The following is a 23,253-nucleotide window of genomic DNA, read 5'->3' on the forward strand; positions in this document are numbered from 1 at the left end:
CGACATGGTCAACCAAGTCTGCTTCACCACGTTGCAGTTCGAGAGCGAGCCCTACAGCCTGGAGAACTATCTCAAGGTTGGCGGCTACCAGGCCTGGAAGAAGATCCTCAACGAGAAGGTGTCCCAGGAGGACGTCATCGAAGAGGTGAAGAAATCCAACCTGCGCGGCCGTGGTGGCGCAGGCTTCCCGACGGGGCTCAAGTGGAGCTTCATGCCGCGCAACGCACCCGGCCAGAAGTACATCGTCTGCAACTCGGACGAATCCGAGCCGGGTACCTGCAAGGACCGCGACATCCTGCGTTTCAACCCGCATGCGCTGGTCGAAGGCATGGCCATCGCCGGTTACGCGATCGGTGCGACCGTCGGTTACAACTACATGCGCGGCGAGTTCATGGACGAGCCCTTCATCCGCTTCGAACAGGCGCTGAAGGAGGCCTACGAGGCCGGTCTGCTGGGCAAGAACATCCTGGGCTCGGGCGTCGATTTCGATCTCTACGGTTCGCTGGGCGCCGGCGCCTACATCTGTGGCGAGGAGACCGCGCTGCTGGAGTCGCTGGAAGGCAAGAAGGGTCAGCCGCGCTTCAAGCCGCCGTTCCCGGCCAACTTCGGCCTCTACGGTCGCCCGACCACCATCAACAATACCGAGTCGCTGGCCTCCATCCCGGCCATCATCCGCAACGGCGGCGAGTGGTTCGCGGCCATGGGCGTGGAAGGTTCGGGTGGCGAGAAGCTGTTCTCCATGTCCGGCCACCTGGAACGCCCGGGCAACTTCGAGGTGCCGCTGGGCATCCCGTTCCGCGAGCTGCTGGAGATGGCGGGCGGCGTGCGCGGCGGGCGCAAGCTCAAGGCCGTGATCCCGGGCGGTTCCTCCGTGCCGGTGGTGCCGGGCGACGTGATGCTCGAGACCAACATGGATTACGACTCCATCATGAAGGCCGGCTCCATGCTGGGTTCCGGCGCGGTGATGGTGATGGACGAGACCACCGACATGGTCAAGGTCCTGCAGCGCATCTCGCGCTTCTATTTCTCGGAGTCCTGCGGGCAGTGCACGCCCTGCCGCGAGGGCACGGGCTGGCTGTACCGGATGCTCACCCGCATCGTCGAGGGCAAGGGGCGTCCGGAAGACCTCGAAAAGCTGGATGACGTGGCGAGCAAGATCGAGGGGCACACCATCTGTGCCCTGGGCGATGCGGCCGCCATGCCGGTGCGCAGTTTCGTGAAGCACTACCGTCACGAATTCGAGTACTACATCGAGCACGGTCGCAGCCTGGTTGCTGCCTGAGGTCGTACGACACGAGTCGGCCGCGGCCGGCAAAACGAGATAACGCGGATCGAGTGCAGATCAAGATGAGCGAAGATCAGGTCAATATCGAGATCAACGGCATTCCGCTCAAGGCGAAGCCGGGCGTCATGCTGATTGATGTGGCGGACGCCAACGGAATCCAGATCCCGCGCTTCTGCTACCACAAGAAGCTGTCCGTCGCGGCCAACTGCCGCATGTGTCTGGTCGAGGTGGAGCGGGCGCCCAAGCCCATGCCCGCCTGCGCCACGCCGGTGGCGGAGGGGATGAAGGTCTATACCCAGTCGCCGCGCGCGATCAGTGCGCAGCAGGGCACCATGGAATTCCTGCTGATCAACCAGCCGCTGGACTGCCCGATCTGCGACCAGGGCGGCGAGTGCGAGCTGCAGGACATCGCCATGGGTTACGGCGAGGATGTCTCGCGTTATACAGAACAAAAGCGCGTGGTGAAGGACAAGAACATCGGTCCGCTGATCGCCACCGACATGACCCGTTGCATCCATTGCACCCGCTGTGTGCGTTTCGGTGAGGAGATCGCCGGCCTGCGTGAGCTGGGTGCCACCGGTCGCGGCGAGCACATGGAGATCGGCACCTACGTCGAGAAGAGCGTGAGCTCCGAGCTGTCGGGCAACGTCATCGACCTGTGCCCGGTGGGTGCGCTCACCGCCAAGCCCTCGCGCTATCGCGCCCGCGCCTGGGAACTGCTGCAGCACGCCAGCGTCGCGCCGCACGATGCCATCGGCTCCAACCTCTACCTGCATACCTTCCAGGGCAAGGTGGTGCGCGCGGTACCGCGCGACAACGAGGCCATCAACGAGTGCTGGATCTCCGACCGGGACCGCTTCAGCTATGAGGGCATCAACTCGGGCGAGCGCCTGCAGCGACCGATGCTGAAGCAGGGCGGCAAGTGGCAGGAGGTCGACTGGGAGGTCGCGCTCGAGGCGGTGGTCAAGGGGCTGAAGGACATTGAGTCTGAGGACATCGGTGCACTGCTTTCGCCCAATGCCACCCTCGAGGAACTGTATCTCGCCCAGAAATGGCTGCGCGGCCTGGGCGTGGCGAATATCGATCATCGCCTGCGTCAGATCGACTTCAGCGACCAGGCGGCGGCACCGCTGTTCCCGTGGCTGGGGATGGCGCTGGAGGACCTCGACCACCTCGACGCCGCGCTGCTCGTGGGCTCCAACATCCGCAAGGATCAGCCCATTGCCGGCCACCGTCTGCGCAAGGCCGCGATGAACGGTGCGGCCGTGATGGCGGTGAATCCGCGCGATTTCGGATTCAACTTCCGCATGGCGGAGCAGTGCATCGACAGCCCCTCCGCCATGGTCGACCGGCTGGCCGGCATCGCCCGTGCGGTGCTCGAGGCGGCCGGTGCGACGGCCCCGGCCGCGGTCGCCGATCTTGTCGGCAAGGGCAGTGCGGGTGCTGCCGAGAAGGCCATCGCCGGGCGCCTGAAGGACGCGGAGAAGGGCGTGGTGCTGCTCGGCACGATCGCCCTGCAGCATCCGGCCGCTGCCGCACTGCGTGCCCTGGCCGCCGTGATCGCCGAACATACCGGTCTCACCCTGGGCTTCCTGCCCGATGCCGCCAATGCCGCCGGCGGCTGGCTGGCCGGCGCCCTGCCACATCGTGGTGTGGCAGGTGCCGCCCTGGAACAGCCGGGGCTGGATGCACGGGCCATGCTGGCACAGCCGCGCAAGGCCTATGTCCTCCTGGGCGTGGAGCCGGAGCTGGATTGTGCCAATCCGGCCATGGCCATGGCCGCGATGCAGGCCGCCGGTTTTGTCGTGGGGCTGACGCCTTTCGTCACCGAGCGCATGAAACAGTACGCCGACGTGCTGCTGCCCATCGCCACCTTTGCCGAGACCGCCGGTACCTTCGTCAATGCCGAGGGCCGCTGGCAGAGCTTCAACGGCGTGACCAACCCGCCGGGCGAGGCGCGTCCCGGCTGGAAGGTGCTGCGCGTGCTGGCCAATCTGTCCGGCGTGAACGGCTTCGACTACATGGCCGCCGAGGAGGCCCGCGAAGAGCTCAAGGCCGCCTTTGCCGGTGTCGAGTTCGACAACAGGCTGGCCCTGGACACGCCGGTGAAGACGCCGGTTGCCGTGAGCGGCCTGCAGCGTATCGGCGCTGTGCCCATCTACGCCGTGGACGGCCTGGTGCGTCGTGCCGCCTCGCTGCAGGCGACGGCCGACGGGCAGGATCGGGCGGCGCGCCTGAACGGCGCGGAGGCCCGCGAGCACGGCCTGCTCGACGCCGAGCGCGTGCGTGTGCGTCAGGGCGATGCCAGCGCGGCACTGGATCTCGTCATCGACGACGGCATCCCCGCGGGTTGCGTCTGGGTGCCGGCCGGTGTGGCGGAGACGATCGAACTGGCTGACGCCTTCGGCGCGGTCGAAATCGAAAAGCTGTGAGACTGAGTGATGATTGAGACCGCTCTCGAAATGTGGAATGGCCTGCCGGTGTGGATGCAGATCATGACCAAGATCACCATGATCCTGGTCCCGATCCTGATCGCCGTGGCCTACCTGACCTTTGCCGAGCGCAAGATCATCGGCTTCATGCAGGTGCGCATCGGGCCCAACCGCGTCGGTCCGCGTGGCTGGCTGCAGCCCATCGCCGATGCGCTCAAGCTGCTGGTCAAGGAGATCATCGTCCCGACCAATGCCAACCGTTACCTGTTCTTCATTGCGCCGATCCTGACCCTGGCACCGGCGCTGGCGGCCTGGGCCGTGATCCCCTTCGATGACGGCATGGTGCTGGCCGATATCAACGCCGGCCTGCTGTACATCCTGGCGCTGACCTCGGTGGGCGTGTACGGCGTCATCATTGCCGGCTGGGCCTCCAACTCGAAGTACGCGTTGCTGGGGGCGCTGCGCTCCGCCGCACAGATCGTCGCCTACGAGATCGCCATGGGCTTCGCCCTGGTGGGCGTGCTGATGGCCTCGGGCAGCCTCAACCTGGGCGACATCGTCGATGCACAGCAGGGCAGCTGGACCTCGGGCTGGTTCCTGTGGCCCCTGATCGGCCTGTTCCTGGTCTACTTCATCTCAGGTGTGGCCGAGACCAACCGCGCACCCTTCGACGTGGCCGAGGGCGAGTCCGAGATCGTGGCCGGTTTCCACGTCGAATATTCCGGCATGGCCTTCGCCCTGTTCTTCCTGGGCGAATACGCGAACATGATCCTGATCTCGGCGCTGACCGCGATCCTGTTCATGGGTGGCTGGCTGTCGCCGTTCACCCCGGCCTGGGGCGAGGTCGCCTATATCGGCTGGCTGCTCGGGGATGGCATCCACTGGTTCATCCTCAAGACCGCTTTCTTCCTGTTCTGCTTCCTGTGGTTCCGTGCCACGTTCCCGCGTTATCGCTATGACCAGATCATGCGCCTGGGCTGGAAGGTGCTGATCCCGGTCACCATCGTCTGGCTGTTCGGCGAGATGCTGGCGATCGCGTTGGGCTGGGAACCGTGGCTGGCGTAAGGAGTTGATGACATGAAGGCCGTACGCAATTTCTTCAAGAGCTTCCTGCTGCTCGAACTGCTCAAGGGCATGGGAGTGACCGGGCGTCACCTGTTCGCCACCAAGATCACGGTGCAGTATCCGGAGGAAAAGACTCCGCAGTCGCCGCGTTTCCGCGGTCTGCACGCCCTGCGTCGCTACGCCAACGGCGAGGAACGCTGCATTGCCTGCAAGCTGTGTGAAGCGGTATGTCCGGCGCTGGCGATCTCCATCGAGTCGGAAGAGCGTCCGGATGGCACGCGCCGCACCACGCGTTACGACATCGACCTGTTCAAGTGCATCTTCTGCGGTTTCTGCGAAGAGGCCTGTCCGGTGGATTCCATCGTCGAGACACGCGTCTTCGAATACCACTTCGAGAACCGCGGCGAGCAGATCATGACCAAGGAAAAGCTCCTGGCCGTGGGCGACAAGTACGAAGCGCAGATTGCTGCTGATCGCGCGGCGGACGCGCCCTACCGTTAATTACAAGGTTCGAGACCCGACATGACCTTCGAACAGATCGTTTTCTATTTCTTCGCCGCGATCATGGTGTTTTCCAGCTTGCGGATGATCACCGTGCGCAACCCGGTGCATGCGGCGCTGTTCCTGGTGCTGACCTTTTTCACCGCTGCCGCCCTGTGGCTGCTGATGGAGGCCGAGTTCCTCGGTATCGTGCTGGTGCTGGTCTACGTGGGGGCGGTGATGGTGCTGTTCCTCTTCGTGGTGATGATGCTCGACATCAACATCGCTCGCATGCGTGAGGGCTTCATCCAGTTCCTGCCGGTGGGTGTCGTGGTGGCAGTCCTGATGGTGGTCGAGATCATCCTGGTGGTGAGCGCCAAGCCCTTCCAGGTGCCGGCACCCGAGCGTGCCCCGGCCGATTATGCGAACACCGAGGAACTGGGCATGGTGCTCTACACCGAGTACGTGTACCCGTTCGAACTGGCCGCGGTGATCCTGCTGGTGGCGATCGTCGCCGCCATCGCGCTGACCATGCGCCGCCGGCCGGAGACCAAGTATCAGGATCCGGGCCGCCAGGTGAAGGTCAATCGCAATGACCGCGTGCGCCTGGTGAAGATGAAGGCCGAGAAGAAATAACGAATTCGAACACTATTGCTCGAACGCGCGATAAAGCGCGCAAGAGGCAGGGGATAACATGATTCCATTGTCGCATTATCTGATCCTGGGGGGCGTACTGTTCTCCCTGAGCGTCGCCGGCATCTTCCTCAACCGGAAGAATGTCATCGTGCTGCTCATGTCCATCGAGCTGATGCTGCTCGCGGTCAATTTCAATTTCATCGCGTTCTCGCATTTCAACGGTGATCTGGCCGGTCAGGTGTTCGTGTTCTTCATCCTGACCGTGGCTGCAGCCGAGGCCGCCATCGGTCTGGCCATCCTGGTGGTGCTGTTCCGCAACCGCCAGACCATCAACGTGCGCGATCTCGACGAGCTGAAAGGGTAGGGGCCATGGAGAACATCTATCTCGCCATTCCGCTTGCCTCGCTGATCGGTGCTGCCATCGCCGGGCTGTTCGGCCGCCAGATCGGCCGTGCCGGTGCGCACACGGTGACCATCCTGGGCGTGGCCGTATCCTTCATCCTGTCGGTGATCGTGTTCAAGCACCACGTCTTCGACGGTGCCGAGATCTTCAACGGCAGCGTGTACACCTGGATGGTGGTCGAGGGTATCCGCTTCGAGATCGGCTTCCTCATCGACAATCTCAGCGCGATGATGATGCTGGTGGTGACCTTCGTCTCCCTGATGGTGCACATCTACACCATCGGCTACATGCAGGACGACCCCGGTTACCAGCGCTTCTTCAGCTACATCTCGCTGTTCACCTTCTCCATGCTCATGCTGGTCATGTCCAACAACTTCCTGCAGCTGTTCTTCGGCTGGGAAGCGGTGGGCCTGGTCTCCTACCTGCTGATCGGTTTCTGGTACAAGAAGCCCACGGCCATTTACGCCAACATGAAGGCCTTCCTGGTCAACCGCGTGGGTGACTTCGGCTTCCTGCTGGGTATTGCCGCCGTGCTCATGTACATGGGCAGCCTTGACTACTACGAGGTGTTCGAGAAGGCGCCGGGGCTGGTGGACGAGACCATCAGCATCCTCCCGGGCAGCGAATGGGCGCTGATGAGCGTGATCGGCATCCTGCTGTTCATCGGTGCCATGGGCAAGTCGGCCCAGGTTCCGCTGCACGTGTGGCTGCCGGACTCCATGGAAGGCCCGACCCCGATCTCCGCGCTGATCCACGCCGCGACCATGGTCACCGCCGGTATCTTCATGGTGGCGCGCATGTCGCCGCTGTACGAGCTGTCCGAGACCGCCCTGTCCGTGATCCTGGTCATCGGCGCCATCACCGCCTTCTTCATGGGGCTGATCGGCGTGGTGCAGCACGACATCAAGCGCGTGGTGGCCTACTCGACCCTGTCCCAGCTCGGCTACATGACCGTGGCCCTGGGTGCGTCGGCCTATGCCGCCGGGGTGTTCCACCTCATGACGCATGCCTTCTTCAAGGCCCTGCTGTTCCTGGCCGCCGGTTCCGTGATCATCGGCATGCACCACGAACAGGACATGCGCAAGATGGGCGGTCTGCGCAAGTACATGCCGATCACCTATATCACGGCCCTGATCGGCTCACTGGCCCTGATCGGCTTCCCCGGCTTCTCCGGCTTCTTCTCCAAGGACTCGATCATCGCGGCCGTGCACATGGCCAATATTCCGGGCGCGCAGTTTGCCTACTGGCTGGTGCTGCTGGGCGTTTTCGTCACCGCCTTCTACAGCTTCCGCATGTTCTTCCTGGTGTTCCACACGGACGAACGCTTCCGCCAGCATGCGCATCACGACGACCATGGCCACGGCCATCATGGCGGTGAACCGCATGAGTCGCCCTGGGTGGTCACCCTGCCGCTGATCGCGCTGGCCATTCCTTCCGTGCTGGCAGGTTATGTCATCGACCCGATGGTGATGGGTGACTTCTTCGCCGGCGTGATCCACGTCGCCCCCGAGCATGCTGCGATTGCGCAGCTGCAGGATAGCTACCACGGCATCTGGGGCTTCATCCTGCACGGCTTCGCGACCCCCGTGGTCTATCTGGCCCTGGGCGGACTGTTTGCCGCATGGTTCATCTATATCAAGCGCCCGGGGATCGCCGAGTGGGGCTACAACAAGTTCCGCTGGCTGCATCGCCTGCTGGACAACAAGTACTACGCCGACGACATCAACGACTTCGTGTTCGCACGCGGTGCGCGTCGGCTCGGGGACTTCCTGTGGCGCTTCGGTGATGCCCTGCTGATCGACGGCATCCTCGTCAATGGCACGGCCAGGGTTGTGGGCTGGGTCTCAGGCGTGGCGCGCCACTCCCAGACCGGTTACCTGTACCACTATGCCTTTGCCATGATCATCGGTCTGCTGGTGCTGCTCAGCTGGTTCGTGATCGGACGGTAGTTCACGCAGGACGTACACGCGATAACGCACAACGATAATGCCGGGCGCGAGCGCCCGTCACAGAAGGTTTAAGGAACTCAATCGATGTTTGCAGATTGGCCGTTACTCAGTCTGGTGATCTGGCTCCCCATCATCGGGGGCTTTATCGTGCTGGCCGCCGGAGACAAGGCGCCGGATGGCGCGCGTCGCCTGGCGCTGGGCTTTTCCGTCGCCACCTTCCTGATCAGCCTGCCGCTGTGGACGGAGTTCGACCGCAGCACGCACGCGATGCAGTTCGAGGAAGGTCCCTACGTCTGGATCGAAGCCTTCAAGATCATGTATCACCTGGGCGTGGACGGTATCTCCATGCCCCTGATCATCCTGACCACCTTCACCACCGTGCTGGTGGTGATCGCGGGCTGGGAGGTGATCCAGAAGCGCGTCGCGCAGTACATGGCCGCCTTCCTGATCCTGGAAGGGATGATGGTGGGCGTTTTCGCAGCCCTGGATTCGATCCTGTTCTACATCTTCTTCGAGGCGATGCTGATCCCGATGTTCCTGGTGATCGGTGTCTGGGGTGGCCCGCGCCGCGTCTACGCGACCATCAAGTTCTTCCTCTACACCTTCCTCGGCTCCGTGTTCATGCTGGTCGCGCTGATCTACATGTACACCCAGTCGGGCAATTTCAGCATCCTGGAATTCCACGGCCTGCAGCTGGGCCTGACCGAACAGATCCTGATCTTCCTTGCCTTCCTCATCGCCTTCGCGGTGAAGGTGCCGATGTGGCCGGTGCACACCTGGCTGCCGGACGCCCACGTCGAAGCGCCTACTGGCGGCTCGGTGATCCTGGCGGCGATCATGCTGAAGATCGGCGGTTACGGCTTCCTGCGCTTCAGCCTGCCGATGACGCCGGACGCCTCGGCGGCACTGGACTGGCTGGTGATCCTCATGTCGCTGGTGGCGGTGGTCTACATCGGCTTCGTTGCCCTGGTGCAGAAGGACATGAAGAAGCTGGTGGCCTATTCCTCCATCGCGCACATGGGTTTCGTCACGCTCGGTTTCTTCCTGATGTTCGCCATCTTCGAGAATACCGGCAGCTACGATGGCGCCGTGCTCGGTATCGAAGGCGGCATGGTGCAGATGGTCTCGCACGGCTTCATCTCCGGTGCCATGTTCCTCTGTATCGGTGTGCTGTATGACCGCATGCACAGCCGCGAGATCGCCGATTACGGCGGCGTGGCCAACACCATGCCGATCTTCGCCGCCTTCTTCGTCCTGTTCGCCATGGCCAACACCGGCCTGCCGGGCACCTCGGGCTTCGTCGGCGAGTTCATGGTCATCCTGGCCGCCTTCAAGGCCAATTTCTGGATCGCCTTCCTGGCGGCGACCACGCTGATCGTCGGCGCGGCCTACACGCTGTGGCTGGTCAAGCGCGTGATCTACGGCGAGATCGGCAACGACAACGTCGCCAAGCTCAAGGACGTGAACGGACGCGAGTTCCTGTTCCTGTTCCTGCTCGCCGTGGCGGTCCTGCTGCTCGGCGTGTGGCCGGCACCCCTGACGGATGTGATGCACGTGACGGTGGAAAACCTCGTGCAGCATGTTTCCCAATCCAAGCTGTAAGCGGAGAGGTCGATGAACTTCGCAATGCCCGATTTTATGCTGGTCCTGCCCGAGATGTTCGTGCTCGGCATGGCCTGTGCGATCCTCGTCATTGATCTGTTCCTCAAGCAGGAGCAGCGCAATTTCACCTATCTGCTCTCGCAGGCGACCCTGGTCGGTGCCCTGGTGCTCACGCTGCTGCTGGAAGACGGCACGGTGCGTACCACCTTCAGCGGCACCTTCGTGCTGGACACCATGGCCACGGTGCTCAAGGCCTTCATCTATGGTGTGACCTTCATGGTCTTCGCCTATTCGCGCCCCTATCTGGCCGAACGCGACATGTACAAGGGCGAGTACTACGTGCTCGGCCTGTTCGCCGTGCTGGGCATGATGGTGATGGTCTCGGCGCACAGCTTCCTCGTGATCTATCTCGGTCTGGAGCTGCTGTCGCTGTCCCTGTATGCCCTGGTGGCCTTCAACCGCGACGACCGTCTCGCTGCCGAGGCCGCGATGAAGTACTTCGTGCTCGGCGCCATCGCCTCGGGCATGCTGCTCTACGGCATGTCCATGCTCTATGGCGTCACGCTGTCGCTGGATATCCTCGAGGTGGCGAGCTTCATCCTGCGCAGTGATGCCGGAATGAGCATGCCGCTGGTCTTCGGCCTGGTCTTCGTCGTCATCGGCCTGGCCTTCAAGCTGGGTGCGGTGCCGTTCCACATGTGGGTGCCGGACGTCTATCACGGCGCCCCCACCTCGGTGACCCTACTGCTGGGTACCGCACCCAAGATCGCGGCCTTCGCCATGATCATGCGTCTGCTGGTCGAGGGCCTGGGCGGCCTGCATGCGGACTGGGGCGACATGTTCACGGTGCTGGCGGTGCTGTCGCTGGCGGTGGGCAACGTGGTGGCCATCGCGCAGACCAACATCAAGCGCATGCTGGCCTATTCCACCATTTCGCATGTCGGCTTCCTGATGCTCGGTCTGCTGGCCGGCACCCCCGAGGGTTATTCCTCGGCCATGTTCTACACCATCGTCTACGCCATCACGGCCGCCGGCGGCTTTGGCATGATCATGCTGCTCAGCCGCAAGGGCTTCGAGGCCGAGAACATCGACGACTTCAAGGGCCTGAACGAGCGCAGCCCCTGGCTGGCCTTCATGATGCTGCTCATCATGTTCTCCATGGCGGGCGTGCCGCCGACCGTCGGTTTCTACGCCAAGGTCGCCGTGCTGCAGGCCGTGGTGCAGGTCGACATGGTGTGGCTGGCGGCCTACGCCGTGATCTTCTCCATCATCGGCGCCTTCTACTACCTGCGTGTGGTGAAGGTGATGTACTTCGACCCGGCGGAAGACGAGGCCGAACTCAGGCCCGGCCTGGGCGTGCAGCTCATCATGGGCGCCAACGGTCTGTCCATGCTGGTACTGGGTATCCTGCCGGGCCTGCTGATGTCGGTCTGTGTGGCGGCCATCGCCCCCTGAGTACGCTATGAACTGGCTGGCCGACAACATCGTCTGGATCTACCTGCTGGTCGCCTTCGTGGCGGCCAACCTGCCGTGGCTGAGCGACCGGCTGTTCTTCGTTGTGCCGATGGAGAAGGGCAAGTCGGCCTGGTGGCGGCTGCTGGAATGGCTGGTGCTTTATCTGGCGGTCGGCGCGATGGGTTTCGGCCTGGAATGGAAGCTGTCCGGCGGCACCCACAGCCAGGACTGGGAGTTCTACGCGGTGACGCTCGCGCTGTTTCTGGTGTTCGCACTGCCGGGGTTCATCTGGCGTTACGACCTCAGTCACTACTTCAAACGCCGCGCTGCGCGTTAATCGCCGCGCAGGGGTTGCGCCGCCCGTTCGGCTTCGTTAGTATACGCAGCCTCAGTTGCGGGGTGGAGCAGTCTGGCAGCTCGTCGGGCTCATAACCCGAAGGTCGCAGGTTCAAATCCTGCCCCCGCTACCACATTCGAAAACCCGGCCTTCGGCCGGGTTTTTTTGTGCCCGCGATTTGCGGGCCCAGGGGGAGTCATGCAGGAATCATCCTCAACGGAGACGATCGGTGTCGTGTCCGGTGCCAGCGACTTGCTGGCCCGGCTCACCCCCCTGGCCGACCCTCTTGGCCTGCGGCTGCAGTGTCTGGAGGAAGGCGATGCCGGGACGCCGCTCCTGCTGGTGCTGGTGGCGATGCCCCCCGGGGACGATCCGCTCGGGCCGGCACTGGACTGGCGCGAGCGGGCAGGGGTGCCGGTGGTGGTCCTGCTGCCGGAGGCCGCCACCGACCTGCAGGCGCGTGTGGAACAGGCCGGGATTGCCTGGCTTGGCTCGCCGCCCGATGCGGCAGGCCTGCGCCTGGCGGTGCAGATGGCGCGTATGCAGGCGGTACAGCTGGATGCGCGCCAGGCCGAGCTCGCCCTGGCCCGGGACCGCCTGATGCAGTCGGACCGTCTGGCCTCCATCGGCCAGCTCGCAGCCGGGGTGGCGCACGAGATCAACAATCCCGTCGGGTACATCAATTCCAACCTGGGTACGCTCGCCGAGTATGTCGACGACCTGTTCCGGTTGCTCGATGCCTACCAGGCCCTGGAGACGCCCGATGGCGACGCGGATGTCCTCCGCCAGTCGATTCGCGAGCTGCGCGAATCCATCCGGCTCGATTTCCTGCGCGAGGACCTGGGATCGCTGGTGGCGGAATCCCGTGAAGGGGTCTCGCGGGTGCGGCAGATCATCGAGGACCTCAAGGACTTCTCGCGCGCCGGCGAGGGCGAACGCGAGGCACTGGATCTGAATCGTGCCATGGAGCGTACCCTCAACATCGTGCACAACGAGCTCAAGTACAAGGCCGAGGTGGTGCTCGAACTTGGTGAACTGCCGCCGGTGGAATGTCAGGCCTCGCAGATCGGCCAGGTGATGATGAACCTGCTGGTCAATGCGGCCCAGGCTATCGAGGGGCAGGGGCGCATCGTGATCCGCACCGGTACCCAGGGGGCGGAGCAGGTCTGGTTCGAGGTGGAGGACACGGGGCAGGGCATCGAGCCGGAGGTGCTGCGCCATATCTTCGATCCCTTTTACACCACCAAGCCGGTCGGCGAGGGCACGGGGCTGGGTCTGTCCATCTCCTATGGCATCGTCCAGCGCCATGGCGGCGGGATCGAGGTGGACAGTCACCCCGGACAGGGCACGCGCTTCCGGGTCGTGCTGCCGGTGGCCGGTGGTGACCGGTCTTGACATAATCTGCGGGTGCTATCTATAATCGGCGTCCAAATCCAGACGACGGTCACTGAATCGCGACTGTTTCTGGATGGAGTCAAAGGGCCCCGCTAGGGGCTTTTTTGTTAGCTGCGGTTGGCCTCTCCATTGGCAACGTCTTGATTTCAATGGGGTTACTGGCAGTGCTTGAAGGGGCCTCATGGCCCTTTTTTCGTTTTGGAAGCCGATTGTGCGTGATGACCCGTTACAGCTCGAGGCCCTGATCCGGCCCGTGGTCGAAGGGCTCGGGCTCGAGCTCTGGGGCCTGGAATACCGGCCACAGAAGAACAGCGCCCTGTTGCGCGTGTTCATCGACAGCGCGGAAGGCGTCTCGCTGGACGACTGCTCCAATGTGAGCGAGCAGCTCAGCGCGCTGTTCGACGTCGAGGACCCGATCCCGGTGGCCTACACCCTGGAGGTATCCTCCCCGGGGCTGGACCGCGTGCTGTTCGAACCCGAGCACTATCAGCGCTATATCGGCCGTCGGCTCAAGCTGCGGCTCAAATTCCCGGTCGACGGGCGCCGCCGTGCCACCGGCACGCTGGAGTCGGTCGAGGCCGAAAAGATTGTGGTGGATGTCGATGGCGAACCCTTTGCGGTGCCCTTCGATGCCATCGACCGGGCGCGACTCGTGCTCGAAGTGAAGTAATCCGGTGATTTTCGGAGACAGGAACTCATGAACAAAGAAATCTTGCTGGTAGTTGATGCGGTATCCAACGAGAAGGGTGTGGACAAGTCGATCATCTTCGAGGCGATCGAGGCTGCGCTGGCGTCGGCGACCCGCAAGAAGCACGGTGGCGACATCGATGTGCGCGTTTCCATCGATCGCGAGACTGGCGACTACGAGACCTTCCGCCGCTGGCTGGTGGTGGATGACGAGGATCCGGAATTCGAGTCGCCCGAGCGCCAGATGCTGCTGAGCTACGCGCAGCGCGACTACGGCGACAGCGTCGAGGTCGGCGACTACGTCGAGCAGCCGATGGATTCGGTGGAGTTCGGACGCATCGCGGCGCAGACCGCCAAGCAGGTCATCGTGCAGAAGGTGCGCGAGGCCGAGCGTCAGCAGGTGGTGGACGCCTACATCGACCGCGTCGGTGAGCTCGTGATGGGCATTGTCAAGCGCGTGGAGCGCAGCGGTATCTTCCTGGACCTGGGCAACAATGCCGAGGCCTTCATCCCGCGCGAGGAAATGGTCGCCCGCGAGTCCGTGCGTCCCGGCGATCGCCTGCGCGGTTATCTGAAAGACGTGCGTTCCGAGATGCGTGGCCCGCAGCTGTTCGTCAGCCGCACCGCTCCGGAATTCCTCATCGAGCTGTTCAAGCTGGAGGTGCCGGAGGTCGGCCAGGGTCTCATCGATATCATGGGCGCCGCCCGCGATCCGGGGCTGCGCGCCAAGATCGCCGTGCGTTCCAACGATCCGCGCCTGGACCCTGTCGGCGCCTGCGTCGGCATGCGCGGCTCGCGCGTACAGACCGTTTCCAACGAGCTGGCCGGTGAGCGCGTGGACATCATCCTGTGGGATGACAATCCGGCGCAGTTCGTCATCAACGCCATGTCCCCGGCCGAGGTGCAGTCCATCGTCGTCGACGAGGACGCGCACAGCATGGATATCGCGGTGGCCGAGGACAAGCTCTCCCAGGCCATCGGTCGCGGCGGCCAGAACATCAAGCTGGCCAGTCAGCTCACCGGCTGGGAGCTCAACGTGATGACTGTCGAGCAGGCCGAGGAGAAGAGCGAGGAAGAGGCCAAGGCGCTGGTCAATACCTTCATGGAACAGCTCGATGTGGACGAGGAAGTCGCTGCCATCCTGGTGCAGGAAGGCTTTTCCAGCATCGAGGAAGTGGCCTATGTGCCGGAGTCCGAGCTGTTCGAAATCGAGGAGTTCGACGAGGGTATCGTCGCCGAGCTGCGCGGCCGTGCGCGCGATGCGCTGCTGACGCGCGCCATCGCCAGTGAAGAGGTGCTGGGCGCCAACGAGCCGGCTGCCGATCTGCTTGAGATGGAAGGCATGAATCGCGAGCTGGCCTACGAGCTGGCGGCGCGTGGCGTGGTCACCCGCGAGGATCTCGCCGAGCAGGCCGTGGACGATCTGCTCGAAATCGAATCACTGGACGAAGAAACCGCGGCTCAGCTCATCATGACGGCGCGCGCGCCGTGGTTCGAGAACGAGACGCAGGCATAACAAGGGTCAACGGGAGGTTTGGTGTATGACGAATGTGACGGTTAAACAGCTCGCTGAAGTCGTCGGCACACCGGTTGACCGGCTGCTCGAGCAGCTGCGCGACGCCGGTATCGAGGTGTCGGGGGCGGATGGCGAGCTGACCGACAAGGAAAAGATGCAGCTGCTGGAGCACCTGCGTCGCAGCCATGGCAAGGATGAGGGTGGCCGCAAGATCACCCTGCGCCGCAAGAGCACCTCGGAACTGACCGTTTCCGGCGGCGCCGGTCGTGCCAAGACGGTGAGCGTGGAAGTGCGCAAGAAGCGCACCTACGTGAAGCGTGCCGCCGAGGAAGAGATGCCGGTCGAGGCGGCGGCCGAGCTGGAAGCCGCGCCGGAGCCGCCGAAGAGCCGTGCCGCCGAGATCGCCAAGCAGATCGAGGAAGAGCGCAAGATCGCCCAGGCCGCGCAGGAGGCCTCCCGCAAGGCCGAGGAAGAGGCGCGCAAGAAGGCAGAGGAAGACGCTGCTCGCAAGAAGATCGAGGAAGAAGAGGCGCGCAAGAAGGCCGAGGAAGAGGCCGCACAGGCATTGGCCGAGCAAGAGGCGCGTGTTGCCGCCGAGGCCGAGCCGCGCGTTGCCGCCAAGGAGCCGGCGCGCAAGCGCACCAAGGCCAAGGGTGGCAAGGACGATGACGAAGGCGCCACGCGTTACGGTCGCAAGGAGCTGCACGTCGCCAGCGACAAGACCGGTCGCCGTCGCAAGAAAGGGCCGCGTCGTCCGCTGGGTCAGCCGGCTGCCGCCGGTGCCGGCAAGCACGGTTTCGAAAAGCCCACCGCCCCGGTCGTGCGCGAGGTGGAGGTGCCGGAAAACATCACTGTGGCCGAACTGGCGCAGAAGCTCGCCGTGAAGGCACCCGAGCTGATCAAGGCGCTGATGGGCATGGGCGTGATGGCCACCATCAACCAGCCCATCGATCAGGACACCGCGATCCTGGTGGTCGAGGAACTGGGCCACAAGGGCCGGCCGATGGAACAGCGCGACGCCGAGGCCGAGATCATTGCAGTGTCCGAGGAAGAGGATACCCGCGAGCAGAAGCCGCGTCCGCCAGTGGTGACCGTGATGGGTCACGTCGACCACGGCAAGACCTCGCTGCTGGATTACATCCGCCGCGCCAAGGTGGCGTCTGGCGAGGCTGGCGGCATTACCCAGCATATCGGTGCCTACCACGTCGAGACCGACAAGGGTGTGGTCACCTTCCTGGATACGCCGGGCCACGCGGCCTTTACCGCGATGCGTGCGCGTGGCGCCCAGGCCACCGATATCGTGGTGCTGGTGGTGGCCGCCGACGACGGCGTCATGCCGCAGACCCAGGAGGCCATCCAGCATGCCCGCGCGGCGGGTGTGCCCATCGTCGTGGCGGTGAACAAGATCGACAAGCCCGAGGCCGATCCGGAACGGGTGAAGAACGAGCTCTCCAAGTACGAGGTCATCTCGGAAGAGTGGGGCGGCGACACCATGTTCGTGAATGTCTCGGCGATGACCGGCGAGGGCATCGATGCCCTGCTCGACGCCCTGCTGCTGCAATCCGAGGTGATGGAGCTCAAGGCCCCGGACGAAGGCCCGGCTTCGGGTATCGTCATCGAGTCCTCGCTGGAGAAGGGACGTGGCCCGGTGGCCACCATCCTGGTGCAGAAGGGTCGCCTGAAGCGCGGCGATATGATCCTCTCCGGCCAGGAGTTCGGCCGCGTGCGCGCCATGTTCGACGAGAATGGCCAGCAGGTGCAGGAGGTCGGTCCGTCCATGCCGGTGGCCGTGCTGGGTCTGTCCGGCACCCCCAACGCGGGTGACGACGTGCTGGCGGTGGAGAACGAGCGCAAGGCGCGCGAGGTTGCCGAGCTGCGCCAGGAAAAGCTGCGCGAGAAGAAGCTCGCCAGCCAGCAGGCCGCCAAGCTCGACCAGATCTTCAACCAGATGCAGCACGGCGAGGCCGCCGAACTCAACATCATGCTCAAGACCGACGTGCAGGGCAGTGCCGAGGCGCTGCGCGATTCGCTGGTCAAGCTCTCCACCGACGAGGTGAAGGTGAACGTGATCGCCGCCGGCGTGGGTGGCATCAGCGAATCCGACGTCAATCTGGCCGTGGCCTCGGGCGCGATCATGATCGGCTTCAACGTGCGTGCCGATGCGGCCGCCCGTCGCGCAGCCGAGGACAACGAGGTCGACCTGCGCTACTACAGCGTGATCTACGACGCCATCGACGATGTGCGCCAGGCCCTGTCCGGCATGCTCTCGCCGGAGGTGCGCGAGGAGATCGTCGGTCTGGCCGAGGTGAAGGACGTGTTCCGCTCCTCCGCCATGGGCGCGGTCGCCGGCTGTCTGGTGGTGGAAGGCTCCGTGAAGCGCGGCAACCCGATCCGTGTGCTGCGCGACAACGTCGTGATCTACGAGGGCGAGCTCGAATCGCTGCGCCGTCATCGCGACGACGTCAACGAGGTGCGCATGGGTACCGAGTGCGGTATCGCGGTGAAGAACTACAACGACGTCAAGCCCGGCGACCACATCGAGGTCTACGAGCGCGTCGAAGTGGCCCGCAGCATCTGAGCCGCGTGACGGAGACAGGCAATCATGCCGCGTGAATTCTCCCGCAGCGACCGGGTCGCCGAACAGTTGCGTCGCGAGCTGGCGCAGCTGATCCGCGACGAGGTGAAGGATCCGCGCGTTGGCATGGTGACCCTGGGTGATGTCGAGGTATCGAAAGACCTCGCCTACGCCAAGATATTCTTCACCGTGTTCGAGGACGAGAAGGCGGGGCGTGAGGCCCAGGCCGGACTCAACCGTGCCGCCGGGTTCCTGCGCCGCCAGCTCAGCCATATCATGCGGCTGCGCCAGGTACCGGAACTGCGCTTCATCTTCGACGAGACCTCCATCAAGGGGGCGCGGCTGTCGGCTCTCATCGACGAGGCCGTGCGTCGTGACCGTCAGGCGCACGACGACGATCCGGATCCATCCAACGACTGAACCGCCGCTCCCGTTGCTGTCACCTGCCGCGACGGGCGTGGTCGTCAACGGCAACGGGCTATGGCACGTCAGAAGAAAGACCTGCGCGACATCGACGGAGTGGTACTGCTGGACAAGCCGGCGGGGCTGACCTCCAACCAGGCCCTGCAGCGCGTCAAGCGCCTGCTCAAGGCCCGCAAGGCCGGCCACACCGGCAGCCTCGATCCGCTTGCCACCGGCCTGCTGCCGCTGTGTTTCGGCGAGGCCACCAAGATCTCCGCCTACCTGCTCGAGGCCGACAAGCACTACCGCACCGTGGCCCGGCTGGGCCAGCGCACCGACACGGCGGATGCCGAGGGCGAGGTGATCGAGACCCGCCCGGTGCGCGCCTACACGGATGCCGAGATCGAGGCGGTACTGGCGCGCTTTCGCGGGCCCATCGAGCAGATCCCCCCCATGTACTCGGCGGTGAAGCAGGATGGCCGCCGGTTGTACGAACTGGCTCGGCAGGGTCGCGAGGTCGAACGGCCGCCGCGGGCGGTGGTCATCCATGCCCTCCAGCTGCTCGGCCGGGACGAGGCGCAGCTGGAGCTGGACGTGCGTTGCTCCAAGGGCACCTACATCCGCACCCTGGTCGAGGACATCGGCGAGGCCCTGGGTTGTGGGGCGCACGTGTCGCAACTGCGCCGCCTGGGCGTGGCGCCCTACGACGAACCTGAGATGGTGACCCTGGAGCAGCTGGAGGCCGCGGCCGAGCAGGGCCCCCAGGCCCTGGATGGCTTTCTCATGCCGGTGGCCAGCGCACTCGCCCACTGGCCGCGGGTGGTGCTGGATGCCGACGGTGCCCACTACCTGCGGCTCGGCCAGGCCCTGCAGGTACCGGGGGCGCCCGCCGGGGGGCTGCTCGTGCTGCTCGGCCCGCAGGAGGAGTTCATCGGCATCGGCCAGATCCTGGACGATGGCCGGGTTGGTCCCAAGCGGCTGATTTCTCAGGCCTGAAGGCCACTCGGCACTAGGAGTGGGCGGCCGGTTCTGCTAGAATCGCCGCCTTGCTACACCCTAATTTTCATGTGACTTAGTTAATCTGGAGCTTTGGAGAAAGATGGCACTTACTGCAGAACAGAAAGCGGCGGTTGTTGAACAATACGGCCGCGGTGCATCCGATACCGGGTCCCCGGAGGTACAAGTCGCGTTGCTGTCGGCGCGAATTGACCACCTGACCCAGCATTTTGCGGATCACAAGCACGATCACCATTCCCGTCGTGGCCTGCTGAAGATGGTCAACCAGCGTCGCAAGCTGCTCGATTATCTCAAGAGCAAGGACCTCAAGCGCTATCAGGACCTGATCGCGTCCCTGGGTCTGCGTCGCTAAGAACAACACAAATAGTCGTCAGGATATTCATCAGTGACCCCGATCAAAAAGTCGTTCCAGTACGGTAAGCACACCGTTACCCTCGAAACCGGTGAGATCGCCCGCCAGGCTACCGCCGCCGTGATGGTCAACATGGCCGACACGTCGGTGCTGGTGACGGCGGTCGGGCAGAAGGACGCGGACCCGAGCCGTGACTTCTTCCCGCTGACCGTGAACTACCAGGAAAGGACTTATGCCGCCGGGAAGATCCCCGGCGGTTTTTTCAAGCGTGAAGGCCGCCCCTCCGAGAAGGAGACGCTGACTTCGCGCCTGATCGACCGGCCACTGCGTCCGCTGTTCCCCAAGGGCTTCACCAACGAAGTCCAGGTGGTGGCCACCGTCATGTCGGTGAATCCGGAGATCGATCCGGACATCCCCGCCATGATCGGTGCCTCCGCGGCGCTCGCCCTCTCGGGCATGCCCTTCCAGGGCCCGATTGGCGCCGCGCGCGTGGGTTACCGCAACGGTGAATACCTGCTCAACCCGGACATGTCCGAACTTGCCGACTCCGACCTGGACCTGGTCGTGGCTGGTACCGAGAAGGCCGTGCTGATGGTGGAATCCGAGGCCCGGGGGCTGTCGGAAGAGGTGATGCTGGGTGCCGTGATCTTCGGTCACGAGCAGATGCGCGCCGCCATCCAGGCCATCAATGAACTCAAGTCCGAGGCCGGCAAGCCGGCCTGGGAATGGACCGCGCCGGCCGTCGACGAGTCGCTCGCCGCCGCCGTGGCCGCGGCCGCCGAGGCCGATCTCACCGCCGCCTACCAGGTGGCCGACAAGCTCGAGCGCCAGAACCGCGTGGCCGCGATTCGCGACGCCGTGGTCGAGAAGCTGGCCACCGACGACGAAGCCGGCCCGAGCGTCGACGAGGTCAAGGGCGCCTTCGGCAAGCTGGAGAAGAAGATCGTGCGCGGCCGCATCCTCGCCGGCGAGCCGCGCATCGACGGTCGCGACACGAAGACCGTGCGTCACATCGAATCCCGCGTCGGCGTGCTGCCGCGCACCCACGGCTCGGCGCTGTTCACCCGTGGCGAGACCCAGGCCCTGGTGGTCGCCACCCTGGGTACCGGCCGCGATGCGCAGATCATCGACGCGATCGAAGGGGAGCGGAAGGAAAACTTCATGCTCCACTACAACTTCCCGCCGTACTGCGTGGGCGAGACCGGTTTCATGGGGTCGCCCAAGCGTCGCGAGATCGGTCACGGCCGCCTGGCCAAGCGCGGCATCCAGGCCGTGATGCCGAACGAGAACGACTTCCCCTATGTCATCCGCGTGGTCTCGGAGATCACCGAGTCCAACGGCTCCAGCTCCATGGCCTCGGTCTGCGGCACCAGCCTCGCGCTGATGGATGCCGGCGTGCCGATCAAGGCCCCGGTGGCCGGTATCGCCATGGGGCTGATCAAGGAAGGCGAGAAGTTCGCCGTGATCAGCGACATCCTGGGTGACGAGGATCACCTGGGCGACATGGACTTCAAGGTCGCCGGTACCGCCGAGGGCATCAATGCCCTGCAGATGGACATCAAGATCGACGGCATCACCCGCGAGATCATGGAGATCGCGCTGGGCCAGGCCCGCGAAGGCCGCATGCACATCCTGGAAAAGATGGCCGAGGCCATCAACGCACCGCGCCAGGAGATGTCCGAGTGGGCGCCGCGCTTCATCACCATGAAGATCAATCCGGACAAGATCCGCGACGTGATCGGCAAGGGTGGTGCGGTGATCCGTGCCATCACGGAAGAGACCGGCGCCACCATCGATATCAGCGACGACGGTTCCATCAAGATCGCCAGTGTCGACCAGGCCGCGGGTGAAGAGGCCCGTCGCCGCATCGAGGAGATCACCGCCGACGTCGAGGTGGACAAGATCTACGAGGGCAAGGTCGCCAAGATCATGGACTTCGGCGCCTTCGTCACCATCCTGCCGGGCCGCGACGGCCTGGTGCACATCTCCCAGATCTCGAACGAGCGCGTGGAGAACGTGGCGGACAAGCTCTCCGAGGGCGACATCGTCAAGGTCAAGGTCCTGGAGATCGACAAGCAGGGCCGTATCCGCCTGAGCATGAAGGCGGTCAACGACTGAGTCTGGCCCGACCAACGGCCGGATATGCAAAAGGGGCCTTCGGGCCCCTTTTGCTTTTTTGCCACACAGGGCTCAAAGGTGGGTATGTATGCCTTTCTCTGTGTCCTCTGTGACAAATCACCTTTCACGTCATGCCTGCCTGCCGCTATGGATTCCTGCCTTCGCAGGAATGACGATGCCTGGACAACAGACAACGGACATTCACCCTTACACCAACGTCTCCCCCAGCCACTGCGGGATGCGCCGCTCCAGCCAGTAGCGTGCAAGCCCCGGTATCCTGCCCTCGACGAAGCCCACGTGGCCGCCGTGTTCGCTCAGTTCCAGCCGGATGTGGGGTGAGAGCTCCTGCGCGGTTGGTATGGAGTGCGCAAACATGAAGGGATCGTTGCGTGCATGCAGAACGAGGGTGGGGCGTTGCACGCCGGCCAGAAACTGGCGCGAGCTGGAACGCGCGTAGTAGTCGTCCACGCCGGCAAATCCGTGCAGCGGGGCGGTGACCCGGTCATCGAACTCGCGAAAGGTCGTGAGCCGCTGCACCGCCGCCACGTCCACCGGGTAGCCGGGCAGGTCGCGTTTGCGACGCACGCCGCGCTTCATCTTGCCCATCAGGTGCCACTGATACAGCCGCGAGAAGCCGTCCTGCAGGCGTTCATGGGCATGCGCCAGCATGAAGGGCACGGAGACGGCGACGGCGGCAGCCAGCGGGTTGTCTGCGCCGGTCTCGCCCAGCCACTTGAGCAGGGCGTTGCCGCCCAGCGAATAGCCGACGGCGGCGATGGGGCGGTCTGGGAAGCGTGTCCGCAGCTCGTCGACCACAAGGCTCATGTCGCCGGTCTCGCCGGCATGGTAGGCGCGGTGCAGGCGGTTGGGTTGCCCGCTGCAGCCGCGTGCATGCATCAGCACCCCCTGAAAGCCCTTCTGCGCCAGGCGTCGCAGGATGCCGGCGGCATAGCCAGAGCGCGAGGAGCCCTCCAGGCCGTGCAGCACCAGCACCAGCGCGCCGTCGCGCTGCGGCCCCCAGTCCAGGTCCAGGAAGTCGCCATCCGGCAGCTCCAGCCGTTCGCGCGCGAGCCGCACGCGCGGCCGCGGGCGCAGGGTGTTGGGCCAGAGCGTCTGCAGATGCGGGCCGGGCAGCCACCAGGCCGGTTTGAAGTCGCTGTGGACGATCACGGCTCTAGTCGGGCCTGGCGAGACGGGTGAGCAGCGGCAGCTCGTGGCGTCGGGCGTTGGCCGCGATGAAGGTCCCGCGACCGTTCTGTTCGGCATCCAGGGACTGTTTGTACTCGGAGGGCTCGTCCAGCAGGGTGGCGAACAGCACCTCCAGCTCGCGGGGCTCGACCTTCATGGCGCCGTAGGGCGAGCCGTCGGCGGCCGGGTACCAGAACAGGCGCGGGGCCCAGCCCTTGGCACGGATGCCCGGCATTTCGTACCAGGTGATGAGTTTTTCTTCCAGTTGCTTCATTTTGCTGGGCTTTTTCCCTGGGTTGTGATGTCAAGACTGGTATCGGCGGGCGCGGCGGGTAGAATCTGCGCTTCGCTTCACAGGA

The 23,253-nt window shown here is 64.3% G+C and carries 20 protein-coding genes and 1 tRNA gene; 19 read left to right on the forward strand and 2 right to left on the reverse strand.

What is annotated here, in order from left to right; all coding sequences use genetic code 11:
* The first annotated feature begins 4 nt into the window (after positions 1-4).
* From nuoF to pnp, 19 genes are all read left to right on the forward strand, one after another.
* Positions 5-1,282, forward strand: coding sequence for an NADH-quinone oxidoreductase subunit NuoF (gene nuoF, locus HUJ28_03175; GenBank protein ID MBD3618450.1), 1,278 nt, complete (start codon positions 5-7; stop codon positions 1,280-1,282).
* A 65-nt stretch (positions 1,283-1,347) separates the two neighbouring features.
* Positions 1,348-3,717: an NADH-quinone oxidoreductase subunit G gene (locus tag HUJ28_03180; GenBank protein ID MBD3618451.1), complete on the forward strand. Its 2,370-nt coding sequence runs from the start codon at positions 1,348-1,350 to the stop codon at positions 3,715-3,717.
* Between the two features lie 9 nt (positions 3,718-3,726).
* A complete protein-coding gene (nuoH, locus tag HUJ28_03185) occupies positions 3,727-4,782 on the forward strand; it encodes an NADH-quinone oxidoreductase subunit NuoH (protein MBD3618452.1) in 1,056 nt (351 codons plus the stop codon).
* Positions 4,783-4,794: 12 nt separating this feature from the next.
* Positions 4,795-5,283: an NADH-quinone oxidoreductase subunit NuoI gene (gene nuoI, locus HUJ28_03190; GenBank protein MBD3618453.1), complete on the forward strand. Its 489-nt coding sequence runs from the start codon at positions 4,795-4,797 to the stop codon at positions 5,281-5,283.
* 21 nt (positions 5,284-5,304) lie between these two features.
* Positions 5,305-5,898 (forward strand): NADH-quinone oxidoreductase subunit J, encoded by a 594-nt coding sequence (locus tag HUJ28_03195; protein MBD3618454.1) that lies wholly within the window; start codon positions 5,305-5,307, stop codon positions 5,896-5,898.
* Between the two features lie 58 nt (positions 5,899-5,956).
* On the forward strand, positions 5,957-6,262 hold the full coding sequence (gene nuoK, locus HUJ28_03200) for an NADH-quinone oxidoreductase subunit NuoK (GenBank protein MBD3618455.1): 306 nt from the start codon (positions 5,957-5,959) through the stop codon (positions 6,260-6,262).
* Positions 6,263-6,267: 5 nt separating this feature from the next.
* The gene (nuoL, locus tag HUJ28_03205; GenBank protein MBD3618456.1) at positions 6,268-8,250 is read left to right on the forward strand and encodes an NADH-quinone oxidoreductase subunit L; all 1,983 of its coding nucleotides are present in this window, start codon (positions 6,268-6,270) and stop codon (positions 8,248-8,250) included.
* Between the two features lie 84 nt (positions 8,251-8,334).
* Positions 8,335-9,852 carry an NADH-quinone oxidoreductase subunit M gene (locus HUJ28_03210; protein MBD3618457.1) on the forward strand — a complete coding sequence of 506 codons (1,518 nt, stop codon included), beginning with the start codon at positions 8,335-8,337 and terminating at the stop codon, positions 9,850-9,852.
* Positions 9,853-9,864: 12 nt separating this feature from the next.
* A complete protein-coding gene (gene nuoN, locus HUJ28_03215; protein ID MBD3618458.1) occupies positions 9,865-11,307 on the forward strand; it encodes an NADH-quinone oxidoreductase subunit NuoN in 1,443 nt (480 codons plus the stop codon).
* Between the two features lie 7 nt (positions 11,308-11,314).
* Positions 11,315-11,644, forward strand: coding sequence for a DUF2818 family protein (locus HUJ28_03220; GenBank protein ID MBD3618459.1), 330 nt, complete (start codon positions 11,315-11,317; stop codon positions 11,642-11,644).
* Positions 11,645-11,700: 56 nt separating this feature from the next.
* Positions 11,701-11,777 (forward strand) — tRNA-Met (locus tag HUJ28_03225).
* A 65-nt stretch (positions 11,778-11,842) separates the two neighbouring features.
* Complete coding sequence (locus tag HUJ28_03230) at positions 11,843-13,039, forward strand: ATPase (GenBank protein ID MBD3618460.1); 1,197 nt, start codon at positions 11,843-11,845, stop codon at positions 13,037-13,039.
* Between the two features lie 181 nt (positions 13,040-13,220).
* On the forward strand, positions 13,221-13,709 hold the full coding sequence (gene rimP, locus HUJ28_03235) for a ribosome maturation factor RimP (GenBank protein MBD3618461.1): 489 nt from the start codon (positions 13,221-13,223) through the stop codon (positions 13,707-13,709).
* Positions 13,710-13,736: 27 nt separating this feature from the next.
* Positions 13,737-15,242, forward strand: coding sequence for a transcription termination/antitermination protein NusA (nusA, locus tag HUJ28_03240; GenBank protein ID MBD3618462.1), 1,506 nt, complete (start codon positions 13,737-13,739; stop codon positions 15,240-15,242).
* 25 nt (positions 15,243-15,267) lie between these two features.
* Positions 15,268-17,820, forward strand: a complete 2,553-nt coding sequence (infB, locus tag HUJ28_03245) for a translation initiation factor IF-2 (protein MBD3618463.1) — start codon at positions 15,268-15,270, stop codon at positions 17,818-17,820.
* 24 nt (positions 17,821-17,844) lie between these two features.
* A complete protein-coding gene (gene rbfA, locus HUJ28_03250; GenBank protein MBD3618464.1) occupies positions 17,845-18,237 on the forward strand; it encodes a 30S ribosome-binding factor RbfA in 393 nt (130 codons plus the stop codon).
* Positions 18,238-18,297: 60 nt separating this feature from the next.
* Complete coding sequence (truB, locus tag HUJ28_03255) at positions 18,298-19,215, forward strand: tRNA pseudouridine(55) synthase TruB (protein MBD3618465.1); 918 nt, start codon at positions 18,298-18,300, stop codon at positions 19,213-19,215.
* Between the two features lie 103 nt (positions 19,216-19,318).
* Positions 19,319-19,588 carry a 30S ribosomal protein S15 gene (gene rpsO, locus HUJ28_03260; protein ID MBD3618466.1) on the forward strand — a complete coding sequence of 90 codons (270 nt, stop codon included), beginning with the start codon at positions 19,319-19,321 and terminating at the stop codon, positions 19,586-19,588.
* Positions 19,589-19,621: 33 nt separating this feature from the next.
* Positions 19,622-21,706 (forward strand): polyribonucleotide nucleotidyltransferase, encoded by a 2,085-nt coding sequence (pnp, locus tag HUJ28_03265; GenBank protein ID MBD3618467.1) that lies wholly within the window; start codon positions 19,622-19,624, stop codon positions 21,704-21,706.
* 207 nt (positions 21,707-21,913) lie between these two features.
* Here pnp and HUJ28_03270 read toward each other — a convergent pair whose 3' ends face one another.
* Positions 21,914-22,876 (reverse strand): hydrolase, encoded by a 963-nt coding sequence (locus tag HUJ28_03270; protein MBD3618468.1) that lies wholly within the window; start codon positions 22,874-22,876, stop codon positions 21,914-21,916.
* A gap of 4 nt (positions 22,877-22,880) precedes the next feature.
* Positions 22,881-23,168 carry a hypothetical protein gene (locus HUJ28_03275; GenBank protein ID MBD3618469.1) on the reverse strand — a complete coding sequence of 96 codons (288 nt, stop codon included), beginning with the start codon at positions 23,166-23,168 and terminating at the stop codon, positions 22,881-22,883.
* Positions 23,169-23,253: the final 85 nt, after the last annotated feature.

This window comes from Chromatiales bacterium (assembly GCA_014762505.1).
GTDB lineage: Bacteria > Pseudomonadota > Gammaproteobacteria > SpSt-1174 > SpSt-1174 > SpSt-1174.

Coding starts and splice junctions, on each gene's coding strand:
- nuoF (MBD3618450.1), top strand. CDS start 5: ATGGTCAACCAAGTCTGCTTCACCACGTTGCAGTTCGAGAGCGAGCCC.
- HUJ28_03180 (MBD3618451.1), top strand. CDS start 1,348: ATGAGCGAAGATCAGGTCAATATCGAGATCAACGGCATTCCGCTCAAG.
- nuoH (MBD3618452.1), top strand. CDS start 3,727: ATGATTGAGACCGCTCTCGAAATGTGGAATGGCCTGCCGGTGTGGATG.
- nuoI (MBD3618453.1), top strand. CDS start 4,795: ATGAAGGCCGTACGCAATTTCTTCAAGAGCTTCCTGCTGCTCGAACTG.
- HUJ28_03195 (MBD3618454.1), top strand. CDS start 5,305: ATGACCTTCGAACAGATCGTTTTCTATTTCTTCGCCGCGATCATGGTG.
- nuoK (MBD3618455.1), top strand. CDS start 5,957: ATGATTCCATTGTCGCATTATCTGATCCTGGGGGGCGTACTGTTCTCC.
- nuoL (MBD3618456.1), top strand. CDS start 6,268: ATGGAGAACATCTATCTCGCCATTCCGCTTGCCTCGCTGATCGGTGCT.
- HUJ28_03210 (MBD3618457.1), top strand. CDS start 8,335: ATGTTTGCAGATTGGCCGTTACTCAGTCTGGTGATCTGGCTCCCCATC.
- nuoN (MBD3618458.1), top strand. CDS start 9,865: ATGAACTTCGCAATGCCCGATTTTATGCTGGTCCTGCCCGAGATGTTC.
- HUJ28_03220 (MBD3618459.1), top strand. CDS start 11,315: ATGAACTGGCTGGCCGACAACATCGTCTGGATCTACCTGCTGGTCGCC.
- HUJ28_03230 (MBD3618460.1), top strand. CDS start 11,843: ATGCAGGAATCATCCTCAACGGAGACGATCGGTGTCGTGTCCGGTGCC.
- rimP (MBD3618461.1), top strand. CDS start 13,221: ATGGCCCTTTTTTCGTTTTGGAAGCCGATTGTGCGTGATGACCCGTTA.
- nusA (MBD3618462.1), top strand. CDS start 13,737: ATGAACAAAGAAATCTTGCTGGTAGTTGATGCGGTATCCAACGAGAAG.
- infB (MBD3618463.1), top strand. CDS start 15,268: ATGACGAATGTGACGGTTAAACAGCTCGCTGAAGTCGTCGGCACACCG.
- rbfA (MBD3618464.1), top strand. CDS start 17,845: ATGCCGCGTGAATTCTCCCGCAGCGACCGGGTCGCCGAACAGTTGCGT.
- truB (MBD3618465.1), top strand. CDS start 18,298: ATGGCACGTCAGAAGAAAGACCTGCGCGACATCGACGGAGTGGTACTG.
- rpsO (MBD3618466.1), top strand. CDS start 19,319: ATGGCACTTACTGCAGAACAGAAAGCGGCGGTTGTTGAACAATACGGC.
- HUJ28_03275 (MBD3618469.1), bottom strand. CDS start 23,168: ATGAAGCAACTGGAAGAAAAACTCATCACCTGGTACGAAATGCCGGGC.